Source organism: Methylobacterium sp. 285MFTsu5.1, assembly GCF_000383455.1.
Lineage (GTDB): Bacteria > Pseudomonadota > Alphaproteobacteria > Rhizobiales > Beijerinckiaceae > Methylobacterium.
This window is the reverse complement of sequence record NZ_KB911302.1, coordinates 1-16,001: the sequence shown is the minus strand read 5'-3', so window position 1 is coordinate 16,001 and position 16,001 is coordinate 1. Positions and strand designations below refer to the sequence as shown.

At 64.6% G+C, this 16,001-nt stretch carries 28 protein-coding genes; 13 read left to right on the top strand and 15 right to left on the bottom strand.

All coding sequences use genetic code 11. From position 1 onward, the window contains the following. Window positions 1-221: 221 nt before the first annotated feature. The 4 genes from H288_RS35780 to H288_RS32980 form a co-directional block, all read right to left on the bottom strand. Complete coding sequence (locus tag H288_RS35780) at window positions 222-365, bottom strand: hypothetical protein (protein WP_020095972.1); 144 nt, start codon at window positions 363-365, stop codon at window positions 222-224. A gap of 145 nt (window positions 366-510) precedes the next feature. Beyond that, on the bottom strand, window positions 511-753 hold the full coding sequence (locus H288_RS0128425) for a hypothetical protein (protein WP_020095971.1): 243 nt from the start codon (window positions 751-753) through the stop codon (window positions 511-513). A gap of 276 nt (window positions 754-1,029) precedes the next feature. Then, window positions 1,030-1,863, bottom strand: a complete 834-nt coding sequence (locus tag H288_RS0128420) for a CHASE3 domain-containing protein (protein ID WP_158684256.1) — start codon at window positions 1,861-1,863, stop codon at window positions 1,030-1,032. 42 nt (window positions 1,864-1,905) lie between these two features. Beyond that, complete coding sequence (locus tag H288_RS32980; RefSeq protein ID WP_020095969.1) at window positions 1,906-2,667, bottom strand: hypothetical protein; 762 nt, start codon at window positions 2,665-2,667, stop codon at window positions 1,906-1,908. Between the two features lie 302 nt (window positions 2,668-2,969). Here H288_RS32980 and H288_RS0128410 point away from each other — a divergent pair, with 302 nt between their 5' ends. From H288_RS0128410 to H288_RS0128400, 3 genes are all read left to right on the top strand, one after another. Further along, window positions 2,970-3,182, top strand: coding sequence for a hypothetical protein (locus tag H288_RS0128410; protein WP_020095968.1), 213 nt, complete (start codon window positions 2,970-2,972; stop codon window positions 3,180-3,182). 584 nt (window positions 3,183-3,766) lie between these two features. Beyond that, on the top strand, window positions 3,767-4,096 hold the full coding sequence (locus H288_RS0128405) for a hypothetical protein (protein ID WP_020095967.1): 330 nt from the start codon (window positions 3,767-3,769) through the stop codon (window positions 4,094-4,096). Window positions 4,097-4,209: 113 nt separating this feature from the next. Next, window positions 4,210-4,548: a hypothetical protein gene (locus H288_RS0128400; protein ID WP_020095966.1), complete on the top strand. Its 339-nt coding sequence runs from the start codon at window positions 4,210-4,212 to the stop codon at window positions 4,546-4,548. A gap of 103 nt (window positions 4,549-4,651) precedes the next feature. Here the strand turns inward: H288_RS0128400 and H288_RS0128395 are convergent, their stop codons facing one another. The 8 genes from H288_RS0128395 to H288_RS0128360 form a co-directional block, all read right to left on the bottom strand. Further along, complete coding sequence (locus tag H288_RS0128395; protein WP_020095965.1) at window positions 4,652-5,056, bottom strand: hypothetical protein; 405 nt, start codon at window positions 5,054-5,056, stop codon at window positions 4,652-4,654. Window positions 5,057-5,140: 84 nt separating this feature from the next. Beyond that, window positions 5,141-5,917: a hypothetical protein gene (locus tag H288_RS0128390; RefSeq protein ID WP_020095964.1), complete on the bottom strand. Its 777-nt coding sequence runs from the start codon at window positions 5,915-5,917 to the stop codon at window positions 5,141-5,143. Between the two features lie 34 nt (window positions 5,918-5,951). After that, window positions 5,952-6,977: a hypothetical protein gene (locus tag H288_RS0128385; protein ID WP_020095963.1), complete on the bottom strand. Its 1,026-nt coding sequence runs from the start codon at window positions 6,975-6,977 to the stop codon at window positions 5,952-5,954. A gap of 66 nt (window positions 6,978-7,043) precedes the next feature. Continuing rightward, window positions 7,044-7,322, bottom strand: a complete 279-nt coding sequence (locus H288_RS0128380) for a hypothetical protein (RefSeq protein WP_020095962.1) — start codon at window positions 7,320-7,322, stop codon at window positions 7,044-7,046. 82 nt (window positions 7,323-7,404) lie between these two features. Then, window positions 7,405-7,677: a helix-turn-helix domain-containing protein gene (locus H288_RS0128375; protein ID WP_020095961.1), complete on the bottom strand. Its 273-nt coding sequence runs from the start codon at window positions 7,675-7,677 to the stop codon at window positions 7,405-7,407. Beyond that, the gene (locus H288_RS0128370; protein WP_020095960.1) at window positions 7,674-8,111 is read right to left on the bottom strand and encodes a hypothetical protein; all 438 of its coding nucleotides are present in this window, start codon (window positions 8,109-8,111) and stop codon (window positions 7,674-7,676) included. The genes H288_RS0128375 and H288_RS0128370 overlap by 4 nt, the downstream gene beginning before the upstream one ends. Then, window positions 8,111-8,359 (bottom strand): hypothetical protein, encoded by a 249-nt coding sequence (locus tag H288_RS0128365; RefSeq protein ID WP_020095959.1) that lies wholly within the window; start codon window positions 8,357-8,359, stop codon window positions 8,111-8,113. Before H288_RS0128365 ends, H288_RS0128370 begins: the two co-directional genes overlap by 1 nt. Window positions 8,360-8,371: 12 nt before the next feature. After that, window positions 8,372-8,662 (bottom strand): hypothetical protein, encoded by a 291-nt coding sequence (locus tag H288_RS0128360; RefSeq protein WP_020095958.1) that lies wholly within the window; start codon window positions 8,660-8,662, stop codon window positions 8,372-8,374. A gap of 105 nt (window positions 8,663-8,767) precedes the next feature. Here H288_RS0128360 and H288_RS34330 point away from each other — a divergent pair, with 105 nt between their 5' ends. The 5 genes from H288_RS34330 to H288_RS35295 all read left to right on the top strand — a co-directional run bounded on the left by H288_RS34330 (window position 8,768) and on the right by H288_RS35295 (window position 10,473). Beyond that, window positions 8,768-9,019, top strand: a complete 252-nt coding sequence (locus H288_RS34330; RefSeq protein WP_081636559.1) for a helix-turn-helix transcriptional regulator — start codon at window positions 8,768-8,770, stop codon at window positions 9,017-9,019. Continuing rightward, on the top strand, window positions 9,016-9,321 hold the full coding sequence (locus tag H288_RS0128350; protein WP_020095956.1) for a hypothetical protein: 306 nt from the start codon (window positions 9,016-9,018) through the stop codon (window positions 9,319-9,321). Before H288_RS34330 ends, H288_RS0128350 begins: the two co-directional genes overlap by 4 nt. Window positions 9,322-9,422: 101 nt before the next feature. Then, complete coding sequence (locus H288_RS0128345) at window positions 9,423-9,725, top strand: hypothetical protein (protein ID WP_020095955.1); 303 nt, start codon at window positions 9,423-9,425, stop codon at window positions 9,723-9,725. Window positions 9,726-9,734: 9 nt separating this feature from the next. Next, complete coding sequence (locus H288_RS0128340) at window positions 9,735-10,268, top strand: hypothetical protein (protein ID WP_020095954.1); 534 nt, start codon at window positions 9,735-9,737, stop codon at window positions 10,266-10,268. Window positions 10,269-10,272: 4 nt separating this feature from the next. Further along, window positions 10,273-10,473, top strand: coding sequence for a hypothetical protein (locus H288_RS35295; RefSeq protein WP_158684255.1), 201 nt, complete (start codon window positions 10,273-10,275; stop codon window positions 10,471-10,473). Between the two features lie 1,408 nt (window positions 10,474-11,881). Here H288_RS35295 and H288_RS0128335 read toward each other — a convergent pair. Continuing rightward, window positions 11,882-12,082, bottom strand: coding sequence for a hypothetical protein (locus H288_RS0128335; RefSeq protein ID WP_158684254.1), 201 nt, complete (start codon window positions 12,080-12,082; stop codon window positions 11,882-11,884). A 586-nt stretch (window positions 12,083-12,668) separates the two neighbouring features. Between H288_RS0128335 and H288_RS0128330 the strand changes: the two genes are divergently transcribed. Further along, entirely contained in the window at window positions 12,669-12,872 is a 204-nt protein-coding gene (locus H288_RS0128330; RefSeq protein WP_026605366.1) for a hypothetical protein, read from the top strand. Between the two features lie 114 nt (window positions 12,873-12,986). Here the strand turns inward: H288_RS0128330 and H288_RS0128325 are convergent, their stop codons facing one another. Then, window positions 12,987-13,229, bottom strand: a complete 243-nt coding sequence (locus H288_RS0128325) for a DUF6522 family protein (protein WP_020095951.1) — start codon at window positions 13,227-13,229, stop codon at window positions 12,987-12,989. 522 nt (window positions 13,230-13,751) lie between these two features. Between H288_RS0128325 and H288_RS34325 the strand changes: the two genes are divergently transcribed. The 3 genes from H288_RS34325 (at window position 13,752) to H288_RS0128310 (ending at window position 15,257) form a co-directional block, all read left to right on the top strand. Beyond that, complete coding sequence (locus H288_RS34325; protein WP_081636558.1) at window positions 13,752-14,048, top strand: hypothetical protein; 297 nt, start codon at window positions 13,752-13,754, stop codon at window positions 14,046-14,048. A gap of 502 nt (window positions 14,049-14,550) precedes the next feature. After that, the gene (locus H288_RS0128315; protein ID WP_026605365.1) at window positions 14,551-14,799 is read left to right on the top strand and encodes a hypothetical protein; all 249 of its coding nucleotides are present in this window, start codon (window positions 14,551-14,553) and stop codon (window positions 14,797-14,799) included. A 188-nt stretch (window positions 14,800-14,987) separates the two neighbouring features. Next, a complete protein-coding gene (locus H288_RS0128310) occupies window positions 14,988-15,257 on the top strand; it encodes a hypothetical protein (protein WP_020095948.1) in 270 nt (89 codons plus the stop codon). 87 nt (window positions 15,258-15,344) lie between these two features. On the opposite strand, the gene H288_RS0128305 is transcribed toward H288_RS0128310, so the two are convergent. After that, window positions 15,345-15,563 carry a hypothetical protein gene (locus H288_RS0128305; RefSeq protein WP_245274580.1) on the bottom strand — a complete coding sequence of 73 codons (219 nt, stop codon included), beginning with the start codon at window positions 15,561-15,563 and terminating at the stop codon, window positions 15,345-15,347. A 200-nt stretch (window positions 15,564-15,763) separates the two neighbouring features. Between H288_RS0128305 and H288_RS34320 the strand changes: the two genes are divergently transcribed. Further along, window positions 15,764-15,967, top strand: a complete 204-nt coding sequence (locus H288_RS34320) for a hypothetical protein (protein ID WP_081636557.1) — start codon at window positions 15,764-15,766, stop codon at window positions 15,965-15,967. Window positions 15,968-16,001 lie beyond the last annotated feature (34 nt).

The following is a 16,001-nucleotide window of genomic DNA, read 5'->3' as shown; positions in this document are numbered from 1 at the left end:
TCCAGTATCTCGGGGATCACCTCTCCGGTGACTTCCCCGGCGCTCTCAAGAACCCGTCCCGCCTTCTTCGGGGCTCTGAGCTTGGACCTCGGCGAAGAGGCCTCTTGAGCGTCGGCCGCTCGGCCCCGCCCCGATCCGATCACGGGGCGGGGGAGCGTCCGATCTCACCAGCGGTCGGGCCGATACGCAACGTGGCCCACCAGCATGGTGCCTGGGCGGGGTTAGCGCGCCGTCAGCGGCGCCGGCCGAGCCTTGTGCCGAAACAGGCCCCGCACGAGCCGGAAGGGCAGCCGCACGACCCTGTAGAGGGCATGGGCGGCCATGACGGCGAGGACGGCGAGAAGCGCCAGGATGGTGTTCAGCATGCGGTGTACTCTCTGACGGAGTGGGATCAGCGGTCCGCCGCCGCCATTGCACCGAGGTGGCGCGTCGAACACGGCGAGATCGTGAAGGGCACCGGCATTCCGCGGGCCGGGCTGCTATTGAGGCAGTCCCGGCAATGTCACACCGTTAGCGGGCCAGAGCGTCGGCCGGGCCACCCGCATGCTGGCCCGAGTACCGGTAGGCTAGGGCCGGCCGGTAGTGGGTCACCGAGATCTCCGGCAGGACCACCGAGGCGTTGCCGGCGTAGCCCGAGTACGCCGAAGCCGGATAGGGGCTGTGCTTGCTGTCGATGCCTTGTGCCAAGGCGGGGGTGGCGACGGCAACCAAAGCGGCCGCGGCGAGCAGATGCAGCTTCATGACGATCTCCATGCGTGTTCGTTTGGCTTCATAGGGAAGCCATCCGGTCAGTCGTGTCGCGTGAGGAAGATCGTCGGTCTGGCGGTCTTGATCGCGGCGGCTGTTCTTGGCCGGCTGTGACCTCTCAACGGCACACTCTGCCGATCGTTCTCTGGGTTTTGTGCGCCGCCACACAGGGAGCGCATCGGAACAAGTGATCTATCCGCGACGCTTTTCCACCAATACCCCTGCAGCTCCCGACCGAGGTCCGAGGTTGTGATCGGCTTGCCAAGCAGGCGTACGCCAGGATCAAGCATCCGATTGATGGCGTTGCGCGTGTAGCTGTGCCTCGGCTTGCTCGCGCTGCAGGATCTCATGGCGGAGCGCGTCGTTCGCGGATCGAAGTTCGCGGGTGCGATACCGGTCGGTCCTAATGACTAGCCAAGCGAGCGCAGCAGCTAGAAACAGGGCGACGACGATGACTGCCGCCAGGATCGACCGGCGGAACGCAGCTCGTTCGGCGCGTGTAGCCTGGAGTTCCAGCTCTGCTCGATCGAACTCGGCAATGGCTGCTCGAATACGCCTCATTAGGTCGCGTCCGGCGTTGGTCCGCACGATGGCGAGCGCGCCCGCTTGGTCGCCCGCCTGCATGCGCTCGGTTGTCCGTGCGAGTTCGGCGATTTTCTCATCGATGATGGGGCGGAGCTGAGCCAGCCGAGCTTGTTGCTCTGCGTTGTCTCCCGTGAGGTACCGCAGTTCCAGCTCGGCAGCCGGCAACTCGCGACGAGCGATCGTGAATGGGTCGAGGTAAGTCAGGTCGCCGGTGAGCAGGAAGCCGCGCTGGCCTGTCTCCGCCTCTTGAATGAGCCGAGATAGCCGCGCCTCGGCTCGTCGCACTTCGGCGGAGTGTACAGCCCACGCGTCGGCGTTTGCGCTCGCCAGAGCAGCAGCGGCAGCTGCTAAGCCGGCGAGAATGAGCAACGCGAACCCAACGACCATCGCGGCGGTCTCGCGAGATCCGGTGAGTCGCCGAGTGGGGTGATTTTCCAAGTTGCATCCTCCGCACCGCGAAATTTGCAGCTTGGCAGTGCCGATATAGGGGCCGCGTTGGCAAAACCATCGAATGTCGCTCAGGCTCTGCAAGGCCTCGTCGCAGCGTTCGTCATATCGTCCGGCCTCAGACCGTCACCGCATGGCCCGGCCCGTCCTACCGCCCGCGAGAATTCTCAAGGGATCGCTTCGGCTCGAGTCGACCGCTGCCCCTCGGCAGCCTTTCTTCGGTTCCGCGTCCACAACCTGCCTCTGTGGATCTCCCCTATCCGTGGGGCGCACGCTTTTGCACCCTATGCTGCCCAGCAGCGCCGGGGCCGTGGATCGCCCTCCCCGTCGGAGCCACTGCAGCCACTCCCGGCTGATGATGCGGACCACATTCGGATCGGACTTCCGGCCTTGGTGGCGGCGCTCCTGGATCGTCAGTAGCCCGTCGCCCTCGGCCAGCCGGATCGCAGCTTGAGCCAGCCGCCGGCAGACGCCCGCCCGCGCCGCGATGGCGTCGACGCACAGTCCGCAAGCGCCGTTGCGTGCCATCTCGTCGCCGACGACGCGCAGGACCGCGAGCTGCCCGGTGGTGAACCTGCTGGCGAGAGCGGGTGGCATCGGACCGGAGCAGGCCAGCCGTCGGCGCCGCTCGATTGCTACGGATCTCTCAGGAGCCCGCTGGAGGCGCTTCGGCGGAAAGAGCGTCACTCGGCCGAGCGGAATGCCGACGGGCGCCACGGCCTCGCGGATCGCTGCCCTGCGGGTGTGCAGCAGCTCGGCCAACCCCTGGGCCTCGGCATCGGTCACGGTCTCGGCGGCGTGGGCCTGCCAGATGGTGCGCGACAGGCCGTCGAGCTGCGCGAGCGTGCGCGCGTCGTCGATCGCCGACCGCATGGTGGCGTGAAACATCGAACCCGGTCCCTCACGGGCCGCGGCTAGGGTCCAGGCAAAGCCTTCCCGTTGACGGAAACAGGTTCCGTCTTGACTCCCGGTGGGGAGCTATGGCTTGTGAGGGGAAGCGACTCCGGGCTCACAAGCCCCAGGTTTTCGAAGGCCTCGCCCTGCCAGGGGTGGGGCCTTTGGCTTTTCAGGGTCTCAGATCCGCAGCGGCTGCTCTCCTGATGGTGGCCGCGACTCGCCAGGGCGGGTGCAGCCGGAACGGTCCATGTCGGCCGGGGCGCACGGTTAAGTCAACGTTGAAGGGCTCGGCTATGACGAAGCTCGAACGGATCAACGACTCCATCGGCCTGCTCCTGGAGAGCATCCGCCAAGGCTGGCTCGACCTCGCAACGAAGCCGCTCTCCAATGAGGGCAGGACGCGAGAGCGCGAGGCCATAGCGTGCTATGAGGCCCAGTTGCTCGAGCTGCTGCCGCTGCGGGACAGCTTGCGAGCCTTTGGCGACGGTGGCGATCCGGAGCGGTAGATCCGATCAGTGTAACGTTGCCTGCACCTGCATGGAGTGCAGTGGCTCTGGCGGGTCCCGCCATCTCTGTCTGATCCCAGCGAAAAAACAGGGACGCCGATCCTTATGGTCGATCCCCATACGGTGGAACATCCACCAGCGTACCGATCAGGCGCAGCAGAGCCTGATGCTCCGGTCCCCCGGCGCTTCCGCGTAGGAAGGCGCCCAGCTCGATGTGGGACAGCCGCCCTCCAGCATTCGGCTGATGGATGACAAAAGCTCGACCGCTCTCGGGCTCTCGTCCGAGATACCACGTATCTCCGTTCGGGCTTCGGTACAGTTCTCGCCGCTCGGTCATAAATCTGCACCTGGCTCTGAATGGCGCAAGGTACGCCAAAGAGAAGGGCTGCGGCAGTGTCCACGACCCGAATAGCGCATGCCTGGTGAGGCCCTCAGCCAAGGCAACGTTTTAGGGGGCGCCTAAGGGAGCCCGGAAATCGCTCGAGACCCTGCGTGACCGGTGATGGTTGCGAACAGGCCTCCTGTGCGTTGAGGATTGAGCGCCCCAGCCCCGGCCGGCGCACATGCGCACCGTGGGAACACCGATGAGCGGGCAGAGCGACAACACGATCCGTCTAGAAGGCCGCTACGGCAGCTCGGCTGATGAACCAGAACCTCTCACCCTGCGGTGCAACTTGGTCACGTACCGGGATGCGGCGTTCAAGGAGACGAAGGGCGCGGACGGTTCGGTCATGCGGTCAGTGGTGGAGCAACCGTCGCTTATGGTCTCGGGCCTACCCACCGGCTTCAACCCGGCGATGGGCGACTGGACCCATATCGTCTCCAACCTGCTGCCGAATGGGCAGGGGGAACTCCGCAGCATCATGCCGCTGGGTAGCGACAGGGCTCGGTTCGTCATCAAGTTCGAGAGCTGACGGTGGTCCGCTCCTGTGCTGGCCCTCTCGGGTGTGCTCCAAGTAGCTGAGAGGGCTCGCAATGTGTTGAGCGTTAAACGCAGCTTGCACACGTGCTCGGCACGGGAGGGCCAATGAGCCCGCAGGACGCAAACACCATCCGCTTGGAGGGCCGCTTCGTCGGTCGTGCCGACACCCCCTCCGTGACTCTAAAGTGCAGCGCGGTCGCATTCCGTGAGGCGGAGTACAGCACACGAACGGGGGCGGACGGCTCCACCATGCGCCTGATGATCGTGGAGCCTTCCCTGTTCGCGATCGGAGTGCCCTTGGGCTTTGATCGATACCGGAAGGGCAACTGGACCCACATCATATGCTCCGAGATCCCGGGCGAGGAGGCCGAACTACGGGGTGTCTTCCCAGTGGATGGCGATGGCGCACGCTTCACCCTGCGCATGGTCGGCACAGCTGCTTGATACTGCGGCGTTGCACTGGCTCTCCGCGAGCTTCCTTGCCAGTGTCAGATCTACGTTCAGACCATGGGCTATCAGATCGACGCGCTCCGTGACGCGGCCGACATCATGCCCGTTCCAGGAGGTCCATGAGCAGCGAACCGGCCGCCGCGATGACGTTCCCGCGTCCGCGCCAAGGCAGCACGACCACCTCGGACATCAGCTCGGCCGCCACCTCCGGCAGGGCGGTCTCGGTCGCCTCAGTTTCGCGGTCCTGATCACCGCCGCGCATGTAGACGACTTGGCTCCCCTCATGGTTCTCCGGCGCGGCCAGCGAGGGCTCAGCGTCGCCACCGTCCTCATGGTCCGTGTCGCCATCCATGCGGTCGAGCACGGCGATGATGCGGTCTGCAGCGTCCAGGGCGGTCTGTGCCGCCTCCTCCAAGCTGGCCCGTAGCGTGGGGCCTGCCAACGGCCCCAGATCTGGGGCGGCCGGCTTCGGACGCGGGGTGAAGGTGAGCACGTCGCCCATGGTGTCAGATCTCAAGGTGTGAAGGGGAAGGCCCGGCGGGATCCGGCCGGGGCGGTACGCACGGCTACGGGAAGGCGGGAGGGGTCAGGCCCCTTCGCGTTCCGTCTCAGCCTCGACTGCGGCGAGCGCAGCCAAGAGGAAGTCGCCGCAGAACTCCTGCCGGGCCTTGGCTCGCCAGTCGGCGCCGAAGGCCAGTTCCGCCTGGAAGGCCGCATACCGGACAAGCGCGGCACGGCCCTCGGCAGTGGTCGGCACTGTGGCCCAGACCGCCGCGCGGGTGGCCCGTTGATCCCGCTCGATGGCGTCCTCTTGGATCCGCTCGGCGTCCGTCATGCGTCGTCCGGCGACGGACGCGGCAAAGGCCGTCATCACAGCCTCGGCGCTCTGGCTTGAGGCGATGGCCGCGAGAACAGGATCCGGAGTGCGAGGAGCCGAAGCGTCCTGGTCAGACGCCACTGGGTACTCATCCGCATGTGCCAGGGCGAACAGCTCCCCAATGCGCAGCTCGTGCGTGATCTCGGCGAGGCGCAACTCGCGCTCGCTCGCGATGGGCTGCAGCTGGGCGAACTCGGCCACGGTGATCTCGCCGGCCTCCATGGCCCGCATCAGCCCCCGCGTGGTCCACGCGCCTCCCGTCGGGTGGTTCAACTCGGGGTAGTCGTGGAGCGGTAGGGCACGGATCGAATGCTGATGGCAGGCCGCGCGCCACGCGGCCTTCGCCTCGGCACTTCCCGGTGCGAGCTGTGCGGGAGCGAGGCTGCGGCCCGCGCTGAAGCTGGCGCGGAGGTCAGCGGCCCGCTCTTTCAGGGACCGGCGATCGGCACCGCGGCGGAACAGGTTGGACAGGTTGAGCGAGGGCATATGCCCCTCCTGAATTCGAGAATGGGAAGGGCGGTCAGGCGCGGGCGAACCGCGGATCCGTGGCGCGAGGCTCAAGCCACAGGTGGATGGCGCAGCTATTCGAGCACTTCTCGTTGTGAAGGCCCCGGATGCGGTCGCGCGTCTCCAGGGAAGCGCCATCCGTGTTCGGGTGGATGAAGGCCCATTCCGCCCGATCGGCGCGGTACTCGACCCGCCCGCCGATCTGCTCCCAAGCGTCCAGCCACGCCGGCACGTCGAAGTCAGGCTGGCGCAGGGCTACGCCCGTGATGGCCGCCGCGCTCTGCAATAGGATCTTGTAGGGGGAGCCGCCCTCGTACCAAGTTTCTGAGGCTAGGGCGCGGGTATGGACGGCCAGCCCTTCGACGGTCTTCGCAGGTGTGCGTCGCAGGAGAGTGTGCACGCGCGCCGCCGTCTTCCTCGTGTCCTCATACTCATCGGCCAGGGCCTGGATGCGGAACTGCCGCCTCAACTCGTCGTGGCGGGCATCGTAGGCGGTGGCTGCTGGCAGGAGCGAGCGCCAGTACCGGATCATGTGAGGCGTCTGCCCGCCCCGACCGAGGAGATTGACCGCGGACCCGATCGCGCGCTGCAGGGCCTCGCCGGTCCACCCGAAATCCGGATTGAGCCGATCGTCGTGATGCACGAGGCGGATCGGCAGCCGACGGCTGGCACGCACGCCGTAGAACGGCGAGAAGGTCTGAGCTTCCCACATGGTCATCAGCAGTTCGGGCGGGAACGGACCCAGCGCAGCACGGAAGGCGGCATTAGCGGCTCCATGGGCCATGCCGGCAGCTTTGTCGGCAGCGTCAGCGCGGGCGCACAGCGCCTCGATGTCGAACAGGTCCTGGTCGGGGTGCGGCGCAGCCTCGGGGCTCGGGGGAGCCAGGGCGAGAGCCGGCAGGGGGACAGCCGCGGCGACGGTGCCGGCGACAACGGACCGGCGGCTCAGGCTGGTGCGAAGGTCGGCCGCGCGCTCGCGGAGGCTGGGGGTCTCCGGATCGCGGCGGATAAGGTTCTTGAGGGACAGGCCGAAGGGCATCGCAAGATCCTCAGTGGTTCAGCGTTTCAGGGTTTCCGGTACTCAGCGTCTCGGGCGTTCAGGGGCTCAGAGGAGCGAGGCGAGGCTGGTGAGCAGCATGCCGCCGCCGATGATGGCGACTGCGGCCAGCAGCTCGCCCGTGGCGTCGAGGAAGCGCAGGGACCGGCTGTGCGCGGTGTCCGGGCGGATCGGGGCGACGGCCTGCCATGGCTCGATTGCGCCCGGCTGGGGCTCGTCCGGCAGGTTGCGGTAGCGGCGATCCACGGGGACGCGGACCGGCTTGCTGCTAACCGTGACGCGGACTGGGATTGGCTGGCTGAAATCGGGGATGCGGACGCGCTTCATCGTTCGGGCTCCCGGTGGGGCTCGTGGCGGCAGGTCGGTGGGGCGAGGGAAGCCGACGCGAGGCGTCGGGTTGGTCAGGCGGCTAGCTGGGCGAGGCGCGAGCCTTGGCCGCCGAGGCGGTCAGCGGCAGAGCCTCAAGGAAGGCCACGAGGTCCGACCGCAGGATGATCGTGGCGCCGCGCAGCTTCCGAGCGGGCAGCGCTCCTTCGGAGATCAGCTCGTAGAGCAGCGCCTCGCTGACCCCGATGGCGGCAGCGGCGTCGCGCGGCCGATAGGCGAGAGGATCGACCAGGGCTGCTCGGGGCGCCTCAGCTTTCGGATTGGGGCTGCCGGTAGGCAGGGCGGGGCGGCTCACGATGCAAGCCCGCTATCGAGCGCCCAGCGCGGATGATCGCCGTCCGGCCCGTACAGATCGGGCAGGAGCACCCACAACCGGTCATCAATCCGGTTCAAGAGATCATCGGCCACGTTGGACGCGGCGGACCGCAGGCCCTCGTCCTTGAACTGATCGGCGTCAGCGCGCCCGTCGCCATAGACGTAGTTCGCCAGGGCCATGCCGAGCACCGCCGTGCCGATCTCGGCCTGTGTGGCGGGCGACAGCATGTGCCACGCATCCGTCAGGGAGAACGGGAGCGGCAGGCGGGACCAGAACGCGGCGTGGTCGGGCAGCCGGGCGGTGTCGTCGCCGCGAAGGGTAGGCACGCTATGCCCAGCTTTGGCGATGGAGGGGGTGGCCGTGGCAGCGAGGAGGCCAGCGGCGAGGGCGCGGCGGTTGATGCGGGCGGCCATCACAGCGATCCCTGATCGGGGACGAGGACATAACCGCCGTCCATGTAGACCTCGACCATCCGCTGAATGTGGGTGATCGCCGGGACCTCGATATCGAACCACTGGGCGCGACCGATGGCCGGGTCGAAGCGGTACTCGCGGTCGCCATGAAGATGGATGGCACGGTCGCGGACCTGCCCCAAGTTCAGGAAAGCAGCGTTGTAGACCGTGACCTTACGGCCGGTGGCGAAGGTGACCTTGTAGGGCATCAATCTCCCCCCTTAGTGCGCAGCGGCGCGGTGGGTGGCCTTGGCGACCTGCCAGGTGGCCTTGAGCGCAGAGGCCATGGCCTCTCGGCGAGAGACGCCGCAGCGCTCCTGAATGCCGGTGGCGGCCTTGCAGGCGGCTGCCATAATGGCGGCGCGGTCGTAGCGGCCGGCGACGACGAGGGGGCGGGTGCGAGCGCCGAGCTGAACGAGGGCGCGGGCGCCGAGCATGCCGGCCGGGATGACGGGACGGCTGTCGCGGCCGGCGCGGTCGATGCGGGTCCAAGAGACAGTGCGGTTGGACATTGGCGGGCAACCCGACTATGTTTGCGGGCAACCCCGCTGTGTGTTTCATACACATATCCATGTCGGTGTGTACCGTCAACTCCTAAGTGTGTGTGGCAAACATCAATGCTGGTGACGGGCAATCAGCTCAAAGCTGCGCGCGCTCTCTCGGGCATCGAGCAAGCCGACCTCGCCGCGCGGGCGGATCTCCACGTCAACACGATCCGGAAGATGGAAGCGAAGGGTTCGGCCGAAATCACAAGCGGTGCTGACGTGGTTCGTCGCGTCCAATCCGCGCTTGAGGCGGCTGGCGTCGAGTTCCTGAACCACGGGCGTCCTGGCGTGCGTCTGCGGGGCGATGAAAAGGTGTCGGGATGATTGAGCTAAAGCCCGAGCACGCCGCAGCCCTGGCGGCCCTGCTGAACAGCCAAGCGGCGCAAACCCGCGTGCAGATCGCATCTCTCATGGAGAGCGCCGAGGCGGTCGAGGCGGTCGCCACCAAGGTATCGGACGGGGGCCGTGATCTGAGCGAGACTGAAATCCGGCTTCTAGCGGACCTCGTTTCTGGCCTTGAGAAGCTGCCTGATGTGTTCTTGGGGATAGAGCGACAAACGGCGAAGGCTCTATTCGCCGATCTGCGGGTGCAGCTCGCCGCGGCGAAAGCGAAGCGGGAGCATTAGAGGGCTGGCCGGGCGACCACATCATTGCAGCGCGCGTGATCTCGCGCACACCGGTCGTCGTAGCGTCAGGTCCGATCTCAAGAACACAAAAGGTCAAGCGCGTGATCGACTTGCATTTCATCTGCCCGCAAGGGCGCAATCACGCGAAGCTCGGGCCTGACACCTACGAGAGCGGCAACTGGACGGTTTCCGACGAGCGCGCCGATGAAGCCGTGGGCGGACGGATCTACCTGCACGATACGAAGAAGGGGCGATCCTGGCACGGCGGCACGATACAGGGGTGGCGTGCCTACGACGCTACTCGGAAGGTTTTCACCTACAAGGCCGAGGGCGACATCCGCGTGCTGTGCCCTGATGGCTGGGGGCAGGAGCAGGCGACCGTGCGCCGGGCAGATCAGCCGTAAGCCCACCCCGTGGCATTCGTCTGCACCGTCACGCAGGGCGGCTTTCGCGTCCAGGGCTTCAGCGCCGGCACACCGCAGGTGGTAGTGGTCGACGTCGGATACGATGACGCCGAGCCACTGAACTATAAGGCAGTTATTGGACTAGACGCACTGCCAGGCGGCACCTTGGAGCTGTACTTCCACCTCGTCGAGGCGGACGGAGCGACGAGCGAGGAGCACATATTCTGGAGCGGGCGCGACACCCGCTTCATTGCGGACCCTACCGACCGTCAGGCCATTCTCGTAGCGATCCTCGCTGGGCTGCGGGGGCTGCTGCTGATGGTCGATCCAGCCGAATTTGTGTGGTTCACATACGACGAGGCCCCTCCGAAACGGGCACTCGTCAAATTCACCGCCGTGCAGCGGGCCATCGAGCGTTGCGGCTACAAAGTCACCTCCAGCCGCCTGCCACTGGGGCGGCGGGCTTGGAAAGCGGTTCGGCTTGCTGTGGATGCGATTGACTCTGAGGGCGTCGACCCCAATCCTATCGACGTGAGGCGTTGAGGCCATGACCCGCAAAGAACTGACAGCCCTAGCCGAAACCGCCGAGGAGCGGACCAAGGGCTACCTGCGGGCGGCGCTCAAGGATCCGGCGATCAAGGCGGCCGTGCATAGCCGGTACGTTCCGTCCGTGCTGGATGGCCCCACCGCGGGCGGTGTTGCCAACGACCCCAAGGGCGAGAGCGCCGGTCGACGCAGACGAGCGTAGGCCTTCGATGCCAAGTGGCTGCTCGAACCGGAGCGAGCCGACCCGCAGGTGGGCATCCCATAAAAGGGCCCGATTTTTATTCGGAAATAGGGGCGACCTCAGGGTAGCGCGCTCAATTCCGCGACCCCTAAAAGCCCCCTTTTTCGGGATGCTCGGGACCGATCAGAGCGCGATGGCCGGCATGGCGAACGGTAGGGATGCTACCGGGGTCTGATGCTGAGGCTCTGCTAACCGCCTCCGCCGACGATGAGGGTCATAGGAGGCCTCGCTGCCGGCAGCGACTGGTCGGTGCGGCCTCGTCGTCGCAGTCGCGTTCGCCTAGCGCGGGCCGCTACTCTCGGATCTGACGCCGTGCACGAGGCTGGCCAGATAGATGGCGGACGCGATCACGGCGCAAACCATGAGTCCGAGAGCTTGTACGGTTGGCAAGGTCATACTGCGATCATGTCGTCGGACTGTGGCGAGAGTGTTTCCATGAGCGGCTGGACAATCACAAGCCAGCGATAAGGCGCGGCCCTCTAAACGGGGAAGCGGCCTGGAGCCATTCTTCTCGACCATGAGCCACTTACCGGCAGCAAGTCCGGTTATACGGCTTATGCAGCCTGAGCACCGACCGAAGACACGGTTAGCGGTCGTCGCAGGTATCGACCCGACCACCGCACGGGTCATGGACCTGCACAAGCGACTCGATTGAGCCGGCCCGATGGGCCGCAAGCACCTCGTTGCAAACCACGCGCGCCTCAGCGGATGTGGCATAAGTCTCGGCCGGGCGCTCCAAATGCAGCTCACCGTCGGGCGAGAAGATAAGTGCACGGACGGAATAGGAAAGTGCTTGCATCGCATGACCTCACGCGTCGCGTAAAATGACAACGCGATCTGTCCAGCATTGGCACCGTAGCGATCATGGTAGCAGGTAGCTGACCGCCGGTCCAAACCTTACCACTACCGCAGTCGCGAGTAGGGTGTAAATTGCCCAGCGAAACCCGAGATCTGGATCGTGATGCGATGGCACCCGCGTATGGCTATCCATTTGGGCCTCCATCCGACAGCAATGCAAAAATCACCGGCCGTGAACAGAGTCACGAACCGGCGATTGTTGTAATGCGGTACGCATGCTGCACCGCAGCCCCTTTCGGGGCGTTTCCTCCCTAGACTTGAACCGCCCATTCGTGAGCGGTCCTTTCTGTCCAGGCCTATCTCAACATAAATATTCCAGCATAGTTCCCAGCAATCACGCTAAATATTCAAGCTTGTCGGTTGTTTTAACGATCCGCGATCATACTTCTGGCAGAGTCATACGGTCGACCATGCCGGTCGGTTGTGGCGAGCATTTTGCCGGATATCGGAAGGGCAATCACGAGCTAGCGAAAGGGCGCCACTGCCCGAAATGGCGGCTCGGTGGCAGTACTCAGCGAACACTCTGCCACTGAGCGGTGATCTCCCGGAAGGCCACGTCGCCGTCCGCCTCTGAAGCTCCCTCAGAGCCGAAAGAGCGAACCGACTGACGCACGACCATATCGTCCCGCGTTATCGACCAATCGAACCGGCCCGGCTCTTTCGAGGATGGGGTGACCCGCAGCTTGTGGGGGTTCGGCTTGAAGCTGATCATATCTCTCATGGGGAGCCGCCGCGCCATCCGTGAGAGGACGACTGAGCGGCTTCGCTCCAAATCGCGCAGAGCCAGCGAGGACGACCCTTCCGCCTCAGTCCAGACGACTTTTTATGAAACGGTCCGATGATGAAACGAGCTCAGCCTTTGACGTGCCAAATCCGGGTCGCGAGCGAGTGGCGGACGCTCACCATCGCGCAGGCGCACAACCAACATCGTTCTGAGCCCAAGCGCTGCAGCGCCTGTCATGGGCCGGTCTACGTCTTCGGCACCTACACCGGGAGGAGTCGTCTGGGTTTGATGCATCGCAAGGGACACGGGGGGTGTCGGTTCAATGCGAGCGGGTTCACAGGAACATCGACTCCTCATCCAAATGCCCTGAGTTGAGCCGCATCCCTCCTCGGAGATGACCGAACATGCTGATCCGGGATCCGGCCGAGGATCGCTGCTGAGGACCGACGAACGGTGCGCCGGCATCCTGTGCCTCGGGCCATATCGCGTCCTCGGTCCTCGCCGTGGGAGCGTCACCGAGCCTCGCTCTTGCCCCTTCAATGCTGTATAAAGACGGCCAAGAGGATGGATTTCTGTGAAAACCAGTACTGACTTCATCGCATCACTCAAGCATGAGCATGCCCGTCTAGGTCGCGTGCTGGGCGTGATCGACGACGGCATTTGGTGGACGAAGGAAAAACCCGGCCGCGTAAAAGTCGAGGACCTGCAGGAGCTGTCCGAAACGATCAAGGCCGCCGTAGACGAGATCGAGCGCGTGGTAGGCCAGATCGGAAGCTAACATCCTGAACCAGAACGGCCTGCTACCACAGTAGCCCATCGGCCGGCAGTGGTGTGGCGCCCAGTGGAAAATAGCCACTCTTGCTGTGGTTGCGAACGCCGAGCGCAGATAAAACTATATCATTCTTTCGTTAATCAAGTATCCGGCCTCGTCGAAGATGCCTTCCCAGGTCGAGTTAGCGACTTTTATCGTTACGCGCGACTTGCCAACATCTGCATCGATGCCTTTCTCGATCCGGCTGGTGACAAGGCCGAGCCTCATCTTCTGCCGCATGAGGCCTGCATTGATCATGAGCCGGGAGTGGAGCTGCTCGGGATCGAGCATCCAGTCGCCGCGCTCGTTGCGCTCTAATCGCATGGGGTAGCCCTGATCAGCTTGGCGGCAGGTGCGAAGTTGAGAGCGATCTTCAGCGGCGCTTGGAGGCGGTTTGCAGGCACCGCGTCTCTTGTAAGACCTTGGCCATATACCTTCGCGATGATGGCCCAAAATTGTGGTCTCGTCATCTCCGGGATTTGGTCGAGTCGCTTGTCAATCTTAGCCCGTGCAAGCGCAGAAAATTTCTGAACGTCTTCAGGTGAAATCTCAAGCTGAGCTGACATTGCAGGGTCCTCGCGGACCAAGAGTTGCCGGGTCCTCCAGATTAACTTCCGCGACGCACGATTGGATGCACGATCTCGTCGAGCGGCAGAAAATCTCCCACAACGTCGAGGCCAATCGGTGCCGCGACGGCCAAGCCCCGCCAGCCCGTGATCGGATCGGGCGGCGGGGCCGAGCCGGTCAGGCATTAGGTTAACCCGCTGCCCTCCCGTGCGACACTGGTCTCGGGAGACATCGTGCAGGATTGGCGGTTCCCCCTTTCCTACACAAATGAAAGCTCCCATGACCTCGCTCACCCTCGTCGCGGCCGTCGCTGCGATGATCGTCACCCCTGCCCTCGCGCAGGTAATCGAAACGCCCACCAGCACAACCATCATTGTCCCGCCCGGCGCACCCGGCGTCGTCACGCGGCAGCCGGGCTCAACTGGTGAAGACGGCGCAGCCAGCTACTCGCCGACTGGACGGGCTGCCGATGGTATCGCAGCGGACTCGGCTGCGGCGGGCAATGCAGAACAGCCCTCGCGCGTCGGCACGACGGGCAGCGGTGGGGGTGGCGCCGGGAACGGTGGCGGGGGCTAAACAGCTCGAGCGACAACGCATACGGTCACGCGTCCTCTCAAGGATCTACCTTCAGCCCGCCCGGTCCGCCGGTGCGGGCTTTTCGTCTCGGCCTACCAGAACCAGACGATGCGGCCGGACACCGCGCAGATGACGAACCAGAGCCCGACGGCCAGGACAAGCCACGCCACCACGAGGGCCGGATGGGGCTTCCTGCGGGTGCGGCTGGGGCGAACGGGAGCGATCTGATCTATGATTGTGGCGGTCGAGAACATCGTCGGCTTACAATCAATATCTGCCCTGATTGTCTCCATCAAATGATGCGTTCGCCTTGCTCACCATCGAATACATGTAGCGCTTGTCAGGCTAGAGTGAGACGTCAGGTCATTCAATATTCTGCCCTGAGTTTGATGTAAGTGAATGCAAGCTCAAGATTGCTGTGCGAGGTTAGAATACCGCTGGCAGGATGATCTGGGCGTTATCGGCCGAGAGACAAGCGCTCCCGCCCAACAGCGAGACAGGCATGCCGCGCTACTTCTTTGACATCCATGATGGCCATTTCCAGCGCGATGAGGACGGGACTGAGTGCGCTGATTTTGAAGCCGCGCGCCGGGAGGCGATGATCGTGCTCCCCGACATAGCGCGGTGGGTGATCCCGACCGACGGCGACAGGCAAACCTACACCGTGATCATACGCGATGAGGGGGGTGTTCCGGTCTATACGGCGACACTGACGTTCACCGGCCTGAGATTGAACGACACGGAAGGGTAGCTCAGCCAGGTTTGCCTATTTGCCATCTAATCTTCGAGGCACACCCTATTAGTCTGAACGGATTTTTGGCCATCAAATGATCCGCATCCCCGTCACTGGCGGGAGCGAGGCTCAGAACGGGTGCAATTGGCAAGCGGACATGCCACTATTTCCCGTCGTCGACGGGGTAATCCAGCCGGAAGCGAGTGATGGTGGGCACGCTCTCGCCGTGGCCGGCGGAGCATCATATGCCTCGGTACTTCATCGTGACGTCCGATCACGTCACGGTTCGCGACGATGAAGGCGTGCAACTGTCCGGTCGCGATGCCTTGCGCGACACGCTCCGCCGGCTCCTAACTGAGATCCTGCGCGATGAGGGCTACCGTACCGAGGTCAACGAGTTCACAGCCCAAGCCTATGATGAGGCCGGCAAGCTCGTGATGAGCGCAAGGGCCAATTTCTCAGCTACGGACCAGTAGCGCCAGCACGACGCCCGAGAGGCGGAAGCCCGCGATCCTAGTTCAAACCTTCGCGGGCCGCCCTGGCGGCGGGTGCCGAAGTGACCTCTACCCCTGAACGGGGAAGCCCATGATGACGGCGGTCTTCACCATCGTGCGGCGCAGGCCGGCGGTCGTGTCTTTATCCGCCAGCAGCTTCTTGGCCTGCGGGTGCATCTCGATCGCCTTGGCCACGTCGACCGTGTGGCCCGACTTGAAGGCGAACGGCTTGGCGTTCTCGTCCTTCAGGTAGGCAGCCGTCGCCGCCTCGATTTCCTCGTCCGTCACCTCTGACTTCCGGCGCAGGTCGCCGACGCTGGGGATCTCTTTGGCCATGGCCGAGAGCTATGGCGGTATCCCTGCCCCGTCCACCAACAGATTGAGGTAACCCCAATGCCCGGCTGGATTAGCGCCCCGGCTCGCGAAGGTGCATAGACGCCTCATCCCTCCGCGCAATCCCGTGCATGGGCCACGTTGCGGAGGCCGATATGGCTCGCGAACTCAAAACCGGCAAAGCGCAGCACGTCACATCCGAGGACTTCAACGAGCGGATGAAGCGCGTGTTTGCCGACAAGCCAGATCCGCGCAAGGCCGAGCCGAGGACTAAGGGCTTCAAGAACAGCAAGCCGCCCACTGTCAAACGGCATTGGAACGGGACCCCGGATCGGCTTCCAATCGGGACCCCATCGTGAGCGTGGCGTGACGCCCCTGGTCAGCCCGGCGGAG